Origin of the sequence: Variovorax restrictus, assembly GCF_051216715.1 — a bacterium.
Lineage (GTDB): Bacteria > Pseudomonadota > Gammaproteobacteria > Burkholderiales > Burkholderiaceae_C > Variovorax.
Window position 1 is genome coordinate 1,925,933 of sequence record NZ_JBPJZH010000001.1, and the last position, 13,048, is coordinate 1,938,980.

The following is a 13,048-nucleotide window of genomic DNA, read 5'->3' on the forward strand; positions in this document are numbered from 1 at the left end:
TTCATCGCGCGTATGCGTGCTGGCATCATGTGCGGGAACACCTAGAGCGGGTCATCGCAGACCGCGACCTTTGACTGCAGTGACTCCAGTGACTCCAGTGACTCCAGTCTGAAGCTGGAAAATTGCGCGGAAGCTCAATCTGCAGCCGGTAGGTGGAGTGATGCTTCATGCAGCGTTTCCACGAATCTGCGGAAATCTGAATGAGCGTCGTTGCCTGCGGCCGTGTTTGCGAACACCGTCTCGTTCGATCCAAGTTCGTCGCCCGGTGAAATGATGGTGGAAAGCATAGGAGAGACGTGCACCACGCGATGACGATGTCGCATGACGAGCTTCAACCGGGTGCTTAACGCCTCCCAGCCCGCAAACTCTGAGAACCGAAGACCGTAAGCAGTTTGAAATGCCCGCTTGCACTGTCCGAGGTTTTGAAAATTCACTTTTTGCTTTGCGATGACCTCAAGCGGAGTGAACTGCGCTTCTGCAGCCTCTGTTTCGGTCGCGGCGAACCTGCCGTCTGTGCGATCCTCCTTCTTCGAAAACGCATCGTAGACCGCTCGGGTATCGACTTTGTAGCCTTCGCCTTCAAGCTCTACAAACCGCTTCTTCGCGTAAGCCTCAAAGCCGGTGACGAGCATAAGAATCAGCATGTTTGTGCGCACTACCTCGTAGAGAAAGCCTTGCATCGATTGCCCGCTGGATAAAACGTCGATCGCGTGGAGCGTTTCTTCCCAAACCTCCCGCGCAGACGGTTCCACCACAACCATCCCGCCTTGTTGCATGCGCACGCTGCTCACCTCAATGTTTGGACCGCCAATGTGCACGACCTGGCCACCCGCCGCCACCTGTACCCTGCCCGGGGATGCATCGCCCTCGGCGCTCAAGCTCTGTGCTCCGGCAACACGTGCGAGGATCGATAGGCCCATCACTTGAGGCGACCAAGCAAGCCGCATGTCTACTGAATCCGCCGGCTTGGACGGAGTCAAATCGAGGGTCGCATGCCGCGTGCCAGTGCCTGGACATGAATGGGTAAATCTAAGGAGCATTGAGGGCAGGCGCTCAAGACGGAAGTAATGCTGACCCGCAACTTGCTGAAGCAATATCCCCGCAGCGTCCGCGACGAACAGTCCGCAGTTTGGAGACTCGTACTTAAAGGCAACTGTTCCGACCGGAATGCACCACTCGTGCCGAGTTGTTGCAGATTTCAAAGCGTCTCCATGGGTTGCCTACATGCGCGCTACACCGGCACCAAAGGAAAATGCCCCGCTACCAAATTGATAGCGGGGCATTCAGTGGCCTTGCGGCTAATTTTGGCTCCTCGACCTGGGCTCGAACCAGGGACCTACGGATTAACAGTCCGGCGCTCTACCAACTGAGCTATCGAGGAACAAGCCTCAGATTATAGCGCGGTTTTTGGGCTCTTTTGAAGAGGTCGAAGGTCTCGCTGCAGAGTTTTCACAACGCGGCCGTGACGGCGAGTCGCAAGGTCCGCGGCGCGCCGGGAAAGAGGTAGACGTGGCCGTACTGGTAGGGCGACTCCTTCCAGTAGCGCTTGTCGACCAGGTTCTCGATGCCGAAGGTCCAGCGCGTCGCGACGCCGCTGATCTTCGTGTCGTAGCGCAGCGCCGCATCGAAGCGTGTCCATGAAGGCAAGGCGATCGAGCCGTCCGGCAGGACATTGCGGCGGCCTTCGTGCGACACCTGGCCTTGCAGTTCGAGGCCGGGCACGGCCGCGATGCGGTAGGACGCCTGTGCGCGCAGAACGTGCCGCGGCACGTTGGTGGGACGCTGGCCATTGATCGCCGTGTTTTCGCTGCCGCTGCGCTTCGCATCGATCAGCGTCACGCCGCCTGCAAGGCGCCACGGGCCCTGCGTCCAGTCGCCGTTGAGTTCGAGGCCACGGTGTTCGGCCTTGCCGTCGTACTGACCGGTACACGACGCACCGGTGTTGTTGCAGGTGTCGACGTTGGTCACCGGTCGCGAGATGTCGAAGAACGCGGCTTGCCAGTTGAACGTTCCCACCGTGCCCTTCAACCCCACTTCGCGTTGCCGCGATGTCAGCGCCGGCAATGCTTCGCCGGCGTTGCTGTACTGCGAGACCTTGTTCGGCACGACCTGCGACTCCACGCCTTCGCCCCAGCTGGCATAGGCCATGAGCCCCGGCTGCAGCGCATAGCTGACGGCGACCCAGGGCGTCGTGAGGCCGTCCTTGTAGCCGGTGGGGCGGGACCCGTCGGTGCGTACGCTGTCGCGGTCCAGGCGCGTGTGGCGCACGCCGAGCCAGGTGGTGAAGCGGTCGTTCCAGCGGATCGCGTCCTGCACCGACAACTCGGTCGAGCGCTCGTCGCGGTTGGTGTTGGCATCGGTCAACGTCGGATCGGCCGGCACGATCGCCGTGCCCCACACGTTGCCGGTGCCGACGTAGTTGTAGGCCTGGTCCTGGAAGCGGTTGCGCACGCGGCTCGCCAGCAGGCCCACCGTCAGGTCGTGCCGCACGCTGCCGGTCATCACGTTGCCCTTGAGGCTGAGGTTGCCCGCGGTCTGCGTGCGGCGCTCGTCCTCGCTGCGGAAGTCGTAGACGTCGAAGGTGCCGTCGGAGCAGTAGCGGTCGTAGTTGCCTTCGGCGCCGCAGCCGAAGGCATAGGCGAGCCGGTCGTCGCTCTTGAGCCGTTGCTGGCCGACCTGCGCGCTCCAGCGCCAGTCGGTGTTGATCGCCTGCGTAAAGCGCAGCGTGCCCGTCAGCCCCTCGAACACCGAGGGCTGCGACCACGGCTGGTTGTTGAGGTTGATGCGCGGGTCGACCGGCGCCGGCAGCGTATTGCCCAGCAGGCTGAAGCCGTTCTGGCTCGGCTGGCGCTTCTTGCTGTACTCGATCTCGGCCTCGAACACGGAGTCTCGCGTGATGCGCCAGTCGGCCGCCAGCGAGAAGAGGTGGCGCTCGCCGTCGAGCGAATAGGTGCGCGGCTTGAGGTCCTCGGCCGCGACGTTCAGCCGGTAGCCGAACTGGCGGTCTTGTCCGAAGCGCCCGCCCAGGTCGACCGCGCCGAGCACGCTGCCGCGGCCCGACACTTCGGTGCGCACCTCGCGCAGGTCCTGCTCGGTGGGGCGCTTGACCACGTAGTTGACCAGGCCGCCGGGCGCGCTGGTGCCGGCCTGGATGCCGCTGGTGCCGCGCAGGATCTCGATGCGCTCCTTGTTGTCGAGCGGGATCGCCGTCTCGGCGCTGATCGGCAGGCCCTCGCGACGGTAGTTGAAGCGGTTGTCCAGCACGAAGCCGCGCACCGTGAGGTAGTCCCAGTAGCCCGCCGAGTTGTACGCGTCGGTCACCGATGCATCGAACTGCGTGAGGTCGGCGAGCCGCCGCGCGCCGCTGGCCTGCAACTGCCCGCTGTCGATCACGGTGGCGGAGATCGGCACATCCTTGAGCGGCAGATCGCCGAAGCCGCTGATGTCGGCCTGCGGCGGCGTGCTGCGTGCATCGACAGTGACGGATGGCAGCGTGGCCTCCTGGGCGAGCGCGACGGCACCGTTCATCGAGAGCAGGGCGGCCGCGACGGCCAGGGCGATGGAAGTGGGGCGAGAGGTGTGCATGGAAGCTTCGGGTGCGGGAAAAGAGGTCGTCGGGATTCAGTGCGCAGCGGCGACGGCGGCGGTGAGTCGTGCGGCCGTTGCCTCGGGGTCATCGGCGGCGATCAGCGCACGCACCATCGCGACCGAGCCGACGCCGGTTGCGAGCACGGCCGGCAGCCGCTCGGCATCGATGCCGCCGATGGCGACCTGCGGGTAGCCGCGCAGCAGGCGCGCGTAGGCGTCGAGACGCGCCACGCCCTGCGGCGCCGTCGCCATCTGCTTGAGGGTGGTCGGGAAGACGGCGCCCATCGCGATGTAGCTCGGGCTCACCCTGTCGGCGCGCACCATCTCGGCATAGCCGTGCGTGCTGACGCCCAGCCGCAGCCCGGCCGCGCGGATGCGCTGCAAGTCATCGGATGCCAGCGCGTCGAGGTCTTCCTGGCCGAGGTGCACGCCGTAGGCGCCGGCGGCGATAGCGGCTTGCCAGTGGTCGTTGATGAAGAGCCGCGCGCCGGTGGCTTGTACGGCCTGCACGGCGGCGACGACTTCGTGCTCGATGGCGTGGGTGTCGGTCGACTTGAAGCGCAGTTGCACCGTCGGCACGCCGGCGCGCGCCATGCGGCCGACCCAGGCGGCATCGGGCAGCACGGCGTAGAGGCCGAGGCGCTCGGGGCAGGGTGCGAAGGCGTCGGCGCGTGCGCCGAGCGGGAAAGCGCCCATGCTGAAATCGTCCGGCGAATCCGGCCAGGCCTGCGCGTCGAAGCGCCCGGTGCGCACGGTCTGCGCATGCCAGGCGCAGGCCAGGCATTCGGCATCGGCCTCGATGAAGCCCAGCGCCATGCAGGCCTGCTTGGCGGCGCGGTACACCGGGTGCTCGGATCGGAATGGCGCCGGGGGCGGTGTCACCGTGCCGAAGCGCGCGGCATGCGCTGCGACGATCTCGGCGGCGTGGGAGGGGGTGTCGTTCATGCGTTGTCGTGGTGCCAGAAGGGTGTGCCGAGGACGGGCGTGCTCGGTTGTGCAGAGGCTTGCGCGGCCATCGCGCCCGCGCGGTGCGCGCTGCGGCCGGCCCGCACCGCATCGGCGAAGGCGCCGGCCATCGAGATTGGGTCCTGCGCCAGTGCGACGGCGGTGTTGAGCAGCACGCCGTCGTAGCCCCACTCCATCACCTGGCAGGCGTGCGAGGGCAGGCCCAGGCCGGCGTCGACCAGCAGCGGCACGTCGAGCCGTTCGCGCAGCAACTGCAGCGCGTAGGGGTTGATCGGCCCCTTGCCCGTGCCGATGGGTGCGGCCCAGGGCATGACGGCCTGGCAGCCGACGTCGACCAGGCGCTGGCACAGCACCAGGTCGTCGGTGCAATAGGGCAGCACCTGGAAGCCATCGCGGATGAGCCGCGCGGCGGCGTCGACCAGGTTCAGCGTGTCGGGCTGCAGCGTGTAGTCGTCGCCGATCAGCTCGAGCTTGATCCACGGCGTGTCGAACAGCTCGCGCGCCATCTGTGCGGTGGCGATGACCTCCTGCACGCCGTGGCAGCCGGCGGTGTTGGGCAGCACCGGCACGCCGAGTCGCTTGAGCAGGCGCCAGAAGCCGTTGTCGTCTTCGCCTCCAGCGCCGGGCGCAGCCGTCTGCCGGCGCAGCGAGGCCGTCAGCATGGCCGGCCGCGCGCGCCGCACCGCGGCCTCGAGCACGTCGGGCGACGGATAGCGCGCCGTGCCCAGCAGCAGGCGGCTAGGGAAGGTCTGGCCGTAGAGGACCAGCGGGTCGTCGGGTGTCGATGCGTTCATGGGTCTAGCCTCCGGTCACCGGGCGAATGACTTCGAGCCGGTCGTCGTTCTTCAGCGTGTGTGCCGCGTAGGCCGAGCGCGGCACGAATTCGCGGTTGACCGCGACCGCGTAGGGCGGCACGGCGTTCATCGCGGTCAGCGCATCGGCCACTGAGGCCGGTTCGGGCAGGGTGTACGGCGCGTCGTTGATCAGGACGTGCATGACGTCGTCTCCATGGGAAGACCCAGCCGGTCTGCGAGTTCGGAATGGCCGTTGCGCAAGACCTCCATCGCCATGTCCAGCATCGTTGGCGCGATCATGAAACCGTGCCGGTACAAGCCGTTGATCTGCAGCACGCGCGGGCGCGGCCGGCGGATCGCTGGCAGGTTGTCGGGCAGCGTCGGCCGACACTGCGTCGCGATCTCGAGGATGCGTGCTTCGGCGAAGCCGCTGTGCACGGCATAGGCCGCACTCAGCAGCTCGAGCGTCGAGCGCACGCTGGCCGGCGACAGGTCGGCCGATTCGATCTCGGTGGCGCCGATGACGAACACGCCCTCGGGCTTGGGGGCGATGTAGAGCGGGTAGCGCGGGTGCACCAGCCGCACCGGCCGCGTGAGGGCGACCTCGGGCGCGTGCACGCGGATCACCTCGCCGCGCACGCCACGCAGGTCCGACCATTGCGGTCGCGCACCGAGTCCGCGGCAGTCGATCACGCGTTCGTTCGGCGCGGGCGAAAAGTCGTCCGGCGAGCGAGCGTCATGCCAGTGCATGCACACGTTCGGCATCGCTTCCAAGGCGGTGCGCAGTGCATCGAGCAGCGCGCGGTTGTCGAGCTGGCCTTCGTCGGGCAGGAACAGGCCTTGCGCAAAGCGAGTGCCCAAGGCCGGCTCCAGCGCCGCGATGCGATTGGCGTCGACGCGCTGCATCGCGGGCAGCGCCGGCACCTGTCGACCGGTGCGTTCGAGCACGCCCGCCAGACGTGCCGCCTCGGCCGCGTCCTGCCGGTGCCACAGCACCAGCGTGCCTTTGCGCTGGAAGAAGACCGGCGCGCTGAGCGAGGCCAGCAGCGCGGGCCAGCGCGCGAGTGCGTGATGGCCCATGCGCACCACCGACGCGGGCGCCACGGCCGATTCCGCCAGCGGCGCCAGCATGGCGGCAGCCACGCGTGCCGCTGCACCGTCGGCCTGCGGGCCGGCCGCGTCGAACACGACGACCTGGCAACCGGCGCGCGCCAGGGTGAAGGCGATCAGGCGGCCCATCAGCCCGGCGCCGAGCACGGTGACCGCGTCGAAAGGCAGGGTGCTCATCGCGTCGCCGCGATGGTGCATCGCACCCATCGCCCATAATTTTCGAGATGACGAACCTGCCCACCACCGACACGCTGCCGACGCAGCGCTATGCACGCGTGCTTTCCATTGCAGGCTCCGACAGCGGCGGTGGCGCCGGCATCCAGGCCGACCTCAAGACTTTCGCGGCACTCGGCTGCTACGGCATGACGGCCATCACCGCACTCACCGCACAGAACACGCGCGGCGTCACCGGCATCCATGCCGTGCCGCCCGCGTTCCTGAAAGCGCAGATCCAGGCGGTGGTGGAGGACATCGGCGTCGACGCGGTCAAGCTCGGCATGCTGCCGACGCCCGAGAGCGTCGAGGTGGTGGCCTGGGCCATCGACCATTACCGCCTGCCGAACGTCGTGCTCGACCCGGTGATGGTTGCGACCAGCGGTGATCGCCTGATCGCGCAAGAGACCGTGGCGGCGCTGGTGCGCGAGCTGTTCCCGCGTGCGGTGGTCGTGACGCCGAACCTCGACGAGGCGGCGCTGCTGGTCGGCCATTCGATCGACGGCGTCGATGCGCTCGAAGGGGCCACCGATGAGTTGCTCGGCCTCGGCGCACGCGGCGTGCTGCTCAAGGGCGGGCATCTGTCCGGCGACGAGGTCGTCGACGTGCTGGCGCTGCCAGGCGCGGCGCGCCATCGCTACGCCTCGGCGCGCATCGCCAGCCGCAACCTGCATGGCACCGGCTGCACGCTGTCGTCGGCCATCGCCGCGCAGCTCGCGCTCGGCCACGCCTTGCGCGAGGCTGTCGGCCTGGCCCGCCGCTATGTGCTCGGCGCGATCGCCGCGGGCGCCGATGTGCAGACCGGTGGCGGGCACGGCCCGCTCAACCACGGCTTCGCGCCGGTGCCGATGCATCGGCTGCCGCAGTGATCATGTGTGCCATCCATTTGCTCCATGCAAAGTGTTTGGCAGGTGGGCGTGGCCCGCATGCGCGGCAGGCACCTGAAGCGGTGCTGCAGCATCACGGCGGTCGGGCCGGCTTCCCTGCGCGAGGATTACCTCGGGCCGTCTTCGTTACACACGAACACAGCGCAATCAGGTTCAAAGGGACTTTCTCAGCCGGGTCGGCAAGCCGATCCAGCACCCCTAGCGAGCTGTCATTCTAGGTCGGCGCAAGCGGGCATGCCCATCGACGCCGTGCGATGTGGGCATCTGTCTTACAGCGGAGTCGCCGCTTCTCATCGAAAACGGGAGATCGTCTGCCGATTTCCCATCTCTCTCCCCCCCGAGGACCCTAGCGATGTCAGAGCCCTTGTCGTTCGCCGACCTTTCTCCCCATTCATCCCCTGCCGCCTACCGATCGACCGCTGCTCGCGCGGCGCACGCTAGTGCGTATGGCCTGAGTCCTGCACAGCGTGCCGCGAAGCGCAGCGTCGACATCGTCGGCGCGCTCTTCTTTTTCGCCCTGTTCGGCCCGCTGTACCTGCTGGTGGCGGCCGCCGTGTGGGTCGGCACGGGTGGGCCCGTGCACTACTGGCAGGTACGCCTCGGTCAAGACGGACGGAGCTTTCGCTTCTACAAGTTCCGGTCGATGGTGCCGGGCGCCGAGAAGATCCTTGCGGCGCATCTGGCCAACGATCCAGCGGCGCGACGCCAGTGGGACCTGTTCCAGAAGCTCGACGACGACCCCCGCATCACGCGTGTCGGGCGAATCCTCCGCAAGCTGAGCCTCGACGAGTTGCCGCAATTCTTCAACGTGCTCAAGGGCGACATGAGTCTGGTCGGGCCGCGGCCGTGCATGGTCCGCCAACGCAGCCTTTACGGCGCGCACTGGCCGCACTATTGCCAGATGCGGCCTGGTATCACCGGGCTGTGGCAGGTGAGCGGGCGCAACCGCCTCACCTATGCCGAGCGGGTCCAGCTCGACGCGCGTTACGCCACCGAATGGTCGCTGTGGCTCGACATGAAGATCCTCGCGCGCACCGTGTGGGTGGTGCTCAGCGGCCACGGCTCGTCATAGCGAGCCGCGCTCCCGCTACACGCCGAGCAGCTGATGCAGGCGCGTGCTGGTGGTCGTGTATTGCAGGTGGAGTGCCTTGCCCGGGAACACGAGGGCGGCGGCGCCCCAGGCGGCGAGCGTGGCCTCGTGGAAGCCGCAGACGATCAGCTTCTTCTTGCCAGGGTAGGTGTTGATGTCGCCGACGGCGAAGACACCCGGCGCGCGCGTCTCGAACTTCTCGGTGTCGACCGGGACCTGTTTGCGCTCGAGTTCGAGCCCCCAGTCGGCGATCGGTCCGAGGCGCGGTGAGATGCCCAGGCAGGCGATGAAGGCGTCGATCGGACGTGACACGACGCGGGTATCGGGCAGCGTCACCTGCAGCTCGCTGCCGTCGAATCCCGACGGCTGGCCGACGACGAAGCTCAGCGTGCCGTCCGCGACGTGCGCACGCAGTGCCGCGACCCGGGCCGGATCGGCCTGGAAGCCGTCACGCCGGTGCAGCAGCGTCACATGGGCGGCCTGGCCGACCAGGGCGACGGCCGTGTCGAGCGCCGAGTCGTCGCCGCCGTTCACCACGACCGTCCGTCCGGCGAAGCGGTCGAGGGTGTCGGGGTGATAGAAGAGCGTTGAGCCCTCGAAGGCCTCGACGCCCTCGATGGCCAGGCGGCGCGGCACGAAGGCGCCGACGCCGGCTGCGATGAACACGGTCTTGGCGAGGAACTCGGTGGCATGGTCGGTCGATAGCCGCCAGCGCCCATCGGGCTCACGCGCCAGCGTCTCGACGCGCTCTCCCAGGTGCATCACCGGCTTGAACGGCGCGATCTGCGCCAGCAACGCATTGACCAGGCCGCGGCCGGTCGTCGCCGGCGTGCCCGGGATGTCGTAGAGAGGCTTGTCGCCGTACAACTCGACGCACTGGCCGCCCGCGTGGGGCAGTGAGTCGACGATGTGGCAGGAGATCTCGAGCAGGCCGAGCTGGAAGGCCTGGAACAGCCCGACCGGCCCGGTGCCGATGATCAGCGCGTCGGTCTCGATCAGGGGGCGCGCCGACATCGGTGGGCTTACTTCACCAGTTCAGAGATCTTGTTGGGCTTGTCTTTCCAGTCGTCGGCATCCGGCAGGGGTGACTTGCGCTTGGTGATGCTCTTCCAGCCGTCGGCCAGCGCGAGCTCAGCGTTGAGCTTGATGAAGGCGAGCTGGTCGGCTGGCAGGTCTTCTTCCGCGAAGATGGCACTGGCCGGGCATTCGGGGATGCAGACGGCGCAGTCGATGCATTCGTCCGGATCGATCACCAGCATGTTAGGGCCTTCGCGGAAACAGTCCACGGGACACACGTCGACGCAATCGGTGTATTTGCAGCGGATGCAGTTTTCGGAGACGACGTGGGTCATGAGAGTCTGAGCCGATGGTGCTCGGCGTTGTGAGATCGGGGGAAACCCCGCATTTTAGAGCGTGTGCGCCGGCTTCAGCCTGCGCTCGCGCGAACCAGCACCGCAGCCGCGGTCTTGTGGGTGGCAGTGTCGACCAGCACGAGCGAGCCCAGGGCGCGCGACTGCGTGAAGGGCCGTACCGCCAGCGGCTGCTGCAGCGCCAGCACCACGTCGCCGATCGCGTTGGCTTCCAGTTGGATGGCCGGCCTGGCTTCCAGCGTGGCGATGTCGATGCGGTCGACGATGCGCGCCACCTTGGCCTTGACCCAACGATGACCCTGCAGCGCCCAGTAGATGCGGCCCGGCACCAGCGGCTCGTCGTCGAGCCAGGCGACCGTGGCGGTGATCTCGCGCACCGGCGTGAAGGCGCCGCGCGCCAGCAGCCAGTCGCCGCGCGACACGTCGAGTTCGCGGTCGAGCACGATGCCGGCGCTGTGACCGGCATGCACCGTCTTCGGCTGGCGCGTGTGGCCCAGCACCTGCGCCACCGTGGCGCTCTGGCCGCTGGGCATCACCGTGATCTGCTGTCCCGGCTCGACATGGCCGCTGGCGACGCGGCCCCAGAACACACGGCGGCCTTGCGAGGTGTCCGACGACGAGGAGAACTTTTCGACCCACTGCACTGGAAAGGCGAAGGGCACGTCTTCGTCTTGCGCGGTGACCGGCAGGCCTTCGAGCAGGTCGAGCAGGGCCGGGCCCTGGTAGCCGCACCAGCCTTCGTGGGCCGACACGACGTTCCAGCCCTTCAGTGCAGAGATCGGCACGATGGCCGCGACCTGCACACCGGCGCTGGCCGCGAAGGCGTTCAGCGCGTTCGAGATGCGCTCGAAGGCCAGCTCGGCATCGGTGATGGCATCGAGCTTGTTGACCGCGAACACGATCGACTGCACGCGCAGCAGATGGCACAGCAGCGCATGGCGGCGCGTCTGCGCCAGCAGTTCGCCCTTGACCACTTCCCCATCGGTCACCTCGGCCGCCCAGCCCAGCTTGGTCGCGTCGACCAGCACGACGGCGGCGTCGGCGCTCGATGCAGCCGTGACCATGTTGCGCGTGTACTGCTCGTGGCCCGGTGCGTCGCCGATGATGAACTTGCGTTGGGCCGTCGCGAAGTAGCGGTAGGCCACGTCGATGGTGATGCCCTGTTCGCGCTCGGCCGACAGGCCGTCGGTGAGCAGCGCCAGGTCGGTTTCACCGCCGCGCTGCACGCCGGCCAGCTGGTCCTGCAGCACGGTCTTGCTGTCGACCAGCAGACGGCCGATCAGCGTGCTCTTGCCATCGTCGACGGAGCCGCAGGTGATGAAGCGCAGGGCCGCGCCGGTGTCGGCGGCCATGGTGGATTCGAGGGTGGTGGCGGTCATCAGAAGTACCCGTCCTTCTTGCGTTTTTCCATGGAGGCTTCGGACGTCATGTCGTCCATGCGCGTGGCGCCGCGCTCGCTCACGTCGACGCTCAGCGTTTCCAGCACCACGTCGCCGGCATCGGCCGCGAGGCTGGCGACCGGGCAAGTGGTCGTGATGTCGCCCACGGTGCGAAAGCGCACGTCGCGCGTCTGCACCGTCTCGCCATCGCGTGCCGGGGTCAGTGGCGTCACCGGCACCAGCAGGCCGCGGCGTTCCACCACTTCGCGCTGGTGCGTGTAGTAGATCGACGGCAGGGCGATGCCCTCGCGTTCGATGTACTGCCACACGTCGAGCTCGGTCCAGTTCGAGATGGGGAACACACGGAAGTGCTCGCCCGGGGCGAGGCGCGTGTTGAATAGCGTCCACAGTTCGGGGCGCTGGTCCTTCGGCTGCCACTGGCCGAAGGCGTCGCGGTGCGAAAAGATGCGTTCCTTGGCGCGCGCCTTCTCCTCGTCGCGGCGGGCGCCGCCGATGAGCGCGTCGAAGCGGAATTCCTCGATGGCTTCGAGCAGCGTGACCGACTGGTGCGCGTTGCGCGACTCGCCCGGGTGCGCGAGCCGCACGGTGCCGCGCGCCATCGAGTCCTCGACGCTGCGCACGATCAGCTCGGCACCCAGTTCCTTCGCGCGGAAGTCGCGGAAGTCGGTCACTTCGGGGAAATTGTGGCCGGTGTCGATCATCAGCAGCGGATACGGGATACGTCCGGTGCCAAACGCCTTCTCGGCGCACTTGAGCAGCACCAGCGAATCCTTGCCGCCCGAGAACAGCAGCGTCGGGCGCTCGAAGGCGGCGGCGACTTCGCGCAGGATGAAGATCGCTTCTTCCTCGAGCGCGTCGAGGTGCGTGTTGGACAGTTGCGCAGGAGCGTGCATCGGTTGCAGCAGGTCGGAGTCGGTGCGGGCGTTCATCAAGAGGTGCCTCAGTGCGAAAGGTGGAGGCCGCACTCGCGGTTGTCCTCGCCCTTGGTTGGGTCGACGTAGTCGAAGTTGTTCGGCAGGCCGTGGGCCTCGCAGTAGGCGTACAGCTCCTTCGACGACCAGTGCAGCAGCGGTGCGACCTTGATCAGGCCGTCCGGGTTGATGCTGACCGGGTCCATCTGCGCACGCACAGCCGTGTCGGTGGCGCGCAGCGCGGTGAACCACACCTTCGGTGCCGTCTCGCGCAGGGCGCGGGCGAAGGGCTCCAGCTTCACCTCTTCGGTGAAGGCGGCGTGGCGTGGGTCGTCCAGCGCCGGCGTCGGGCCGTCCACGGCTTCACGGTGCGCCCGCGAGCGGCGCGGCAGGTAGATGTGCAGGTCCAGGCCGAGCTGCTTGGTCACTTCGTCGGCAAAGCGGTAGGTGGCCTCGGTGTTGTAGCCGTTGTCCATCCAGACCACCGGCACGTCTCGCTTCGCACGCGTGACCATGTGCAGGATCACGGCCTCGAAGGGGCGGAAGTTGGTGGTGATGATCGCGGGCTGGCCGAGGCCGATGGCCCAGTCGACCAGGCCGCTGGCGTTGCGACCCAGTTCGGTGTTGACGTGTGCGAAATCGATGCGCATGAGGCGAAGTTTTCCGTGGGGAGCCCGAACTTTAGGGAGCCCGCATATGGAACCCAACGATCTTTTTGT

At 67.3% G+C, this 13,048-nt stretch carries 13 protein-coding genes and 1 tRNA gene; 2 read left to right on the forward strand and 12 right to left on the reverse strand.

The genetic code is table 11. The features are described 5' to 3' along the window. Positions 1–134 precede the first annotated feature (134 nt). The 7 genes from ACSFA0_RS09055 to ACSFA0_RS09085 all read right to left on the reverse strand — a co-directional run bounded on the left by ACSFA0_RS09055 (position 135) and on the right by ACSFA0_RS09085 (position 6,635). On the reverse strand, positions 135–1,202 hold the full coding sequence (locus ACSFA0_RS09055; protein ID WP_435449861.1) for a hypothetical protein: 1,068 nt from the start codon (positions 1,200–1,202) through the stop codon (positions 135–137). Positions 1,203–1,305: 103 nt separating this feature from the next. Continuing rightward, a tRNA-Asn gene (locus ACSFA0_RS09060) sits at positions 1,306–1,381 on the reverse strand. 68 nt (positions 1,382–1,449) lie between these two features. Beyond that, the gene (locus ACSFA0_RS09065; RefSeq protein WP_435449862.1) at positions 1,450–3,585 is read right to left on the reverse strand and encodes a TonB-dependent siderophore receptor; all 2,136 of its coding nucleotides are present in this window, start codon (positions 3,583–3,585) and stop codon (positions 1,450–1,452) included. Positions 3,586–3,621: 36 nt separating this feature from the next. Next, entirely contained in the window at positions 3,622–4,533 is a 912-nt protein-coding gene (gene thiE / locus ACSFA0_RS09070) for a thiamine phosphate synthase (RefSeq protein WP_435449863.1), read from the reverse strand. Further along, on the reverse strand, positions 4,530–5,348 hold the full coding sequence (locus ACSFA0_RS09075) for a thiazole synthase (RefSeq protein WP_435449864.1): 819 nt from the start codon (positions 5,346–5,348) through the stop codon (positions 4,530–4,532). The genes thiE and ACSFA0_RS09075 overlap by 4 nt, the downstream gene beginning before the upstream one ends. A 4-nt stretch (positions 5,349–5,352) precedes the next feature. Continuing rightward, positions 5,353–5,550 (reverse strand): sulfur carrier protein ThiS, encoded by a 198-nt coding sequence (gene thiS / locus ACSFA0_RS09080; RefSeq protein ID WP_435449865.1) that lies wholly within the window; start codon positions 5,548–5,550, stop codon positions 5,353–5,355. Continuing rightward, on the reverse strand, positions 5,538–6,635 hold the full coding sequence (locus ACSFA0_RS09085; protein ID WP_435449866.1) for an FAD-dependent oxidoreductase: 1,098 nt from the start codon (positions 6,633–6,635) through the stop codon (positions 5,538–5,540). The genes thiS and ACSFA0_RS09085 overlap by 13 nt, the downstream gene beginning before the upstream one ends. A 47-nt stretch (positions 6,636–6,682) precedes the next feature. Here ACSFA0_RS09085 and thiD point away from each other — a divergent pair, with 47 nt between their 5' ends. Then, a complete protein-coding gene (gene thiD, locus ACSFA0_RS09090; RefSeq protein ID WP_435449867.1) occupies positions 6,683–7,540 on the forward strand; it encodes a bifunctional hydroxymethylpyrimidine kinase/phosphomethylpyrimidine kinase in 858 nt (285 codons plus the stop codon). Between the two features lie 370 nt (positions 7,541–7,910). Then, a complete protein-coding gene (locus tag ACSFA0_RS09095; RefSeq protein ID WP_435449868.1) occupies positions 7,911–8,630 on the forward strand; it encodes a sugar transferase in 720 nt (239 codons plus the stop codon). Positions 8,631–8,645: 15 nt separating this feature from the next. Here the strand turns inward: ACSFA0_RS09095 and ACSFA0_RS09100 are convergent, their stop codons facing one another. The 5 genes from ACSFA0_RS09100 to ACSFA0_RS09120 all read right to left on the reverse strand — a co-directional run bounded on the left by ACSFA0_RS09100 (position 8,646) and on the right by ACSFA0_RS09120 (position 12,979). Further along, positions 8,646–9,662 (reverse strand): NAD(P)/FAD-dependent oxidoreductase, encoded by a 1,017-nt coding sequence (locus tag ACSFA0_RS09100; protein ID WP_435449869.1) that lies wholly within the window; start codon positions 9,660–9,662, stop codon positions 8,646–8,648. Positions 9,663–9,670: 8 nt separating this feature from the next. Next, on the reverse strand, positions 9,671–10,000 hold the full coding sequence (fdxA, locus tag ACSFA0_RS09105; RefSeq protein ID WP_435449870.1) for a ferredoxin FdxA: 330 nt from the start codon (positions 9,998–10,000) through the stop codon (positions 9,671–9,673). A 74-nt stretch (positions 10,001–10,074) separates the two neighbouring features. Continuing rightward, positions 10,075–11,397, reverse strand: coding sequence for a sulfate adenylyltransferase subunit 1 (locus ACSFA0_RS09110; protein WP_435449871.1), 1,323 nt, complete (start codon positions 11,395–11,397; stop codon positions 10,075–10,077). Further along, positions 11,397–12,347 carry a sulfate adenylyltransferase subunit CysD gene (cysD, locus tag ACSFA0_RS09115; protein ID WP_435449872.1) on the reverse strand — a complete coding sequence of 317 codons (951 nt, stop codon included), beginning with the start codon at positions 12,345–12,347 and terminating at the stop codon, positions 11,397–11,399. The genes ACSFA0_RS09110 and cysD overlap by 1 nt, the downstream gene beginning before the upstream one ends. Positions 12,348–12,358: 11 nt before the next feature. Then, on the reverse strand, positions 12,359–12,979 hold the full coding sequence (locus tag ACSFA0_RS09120; RefSeq protein WP_435449873.1) for a phosphoadenosine phosphosulfate reductase domain-containing protein: 621 nt from the start codon (positions 12,977–12,979) through the stop codon (positions 12,359–12,361). Between the last annotated feature and the right edge of the window lie 69 nt (positions 12,980–13,048).

Excerpts from the sequence above, each read along its gene's own strand:
- ACSFA0_RS09065 (WP_435449862.1), bottom strand. The coding sequence starts at position 3,585 with ATGCACACCTCTCGCCCCACTTCCATCGCCCTGGCCGTCGCGGCCGCC.
- thiE (WP_435449863.1), bottom strand. The coding sequence starts at position 4,533 with ATGAACGACACCCCCTCCCACGCCGCCGAGATCGTCGCAGCGCATGCC.
- ACSFA0_RS09075 (WP_435449864.1), bottom strand. The coding sequence starts at position 5,348 with ATGAACGCATCGACACCCGACGACCCGCTGGTCCTCTACGGCCAGACC.
- thiS (WP_435449865.1), bottom strand. The coding sequence starts at position 5,550 with ATGCACGTCCTGATCAACGACGCGCCGTACACCCTGCCCGAACCGGCC.
- ACSFA0_RS09085 (WP_435449866.1), bottom strand. The coding sequence starts at position 6,635 with ATGAGCACCCTGCCTTTCGACGCGGTCACCGTGCTCGGCGCCGGGCTG.
- thiD (WP_435449867.1), top strand. The coding sequence starts at position 6,683 with ATGACGAACCTGCCCACCACCGACACGCTGCCGACGCAGCGCTATGCA.
- ACSFA0_RS09095 (WP_435449868.1), top strand. The coding sequence starts at position 7,911 with ATGTCAGAGCCCTTGTCGTTCGCCGACCTTTCTCCCCATTCATCCCCT.
- ACSFA0_RS09100 (WP_435449869.1), bottom strand. The coding sequence starts at position 9,662 with ATGTCGGCGCGCCCCCTGATCGAGACCGACGCGCTGATCATCGGCACC.
- fdxA (WP_435449870.1), bottom strand. The coding sequence starts at position 10,000 with ATGACCCACGTCGTCTCCGAAAACTGCATCCGCTGCAAATACACCGAT.
- ACSFA0_RS09110 (WP_435449871.1), bottom strand. The coding sequence starts at position 11,397 with ATGACCGCCACCACCCTCGAATCCACCATGGCCGCCGACACCGGCGCG.
- cysD (WP_435449872.1), bottom strand. The coding sequence starts at position 12,347 with ATGAACGCCCGCACCGACTCCGACCTGCTGCAACCGATGCACGCTCCT.
- ACSFA0_RS09120 (WP_435449873.1), bottom strand. The coding sequence starts at position 12,979 with ATGCGCATCGATTTCGCACACGTCAACACCGAACTGGGTCGCAACGCC.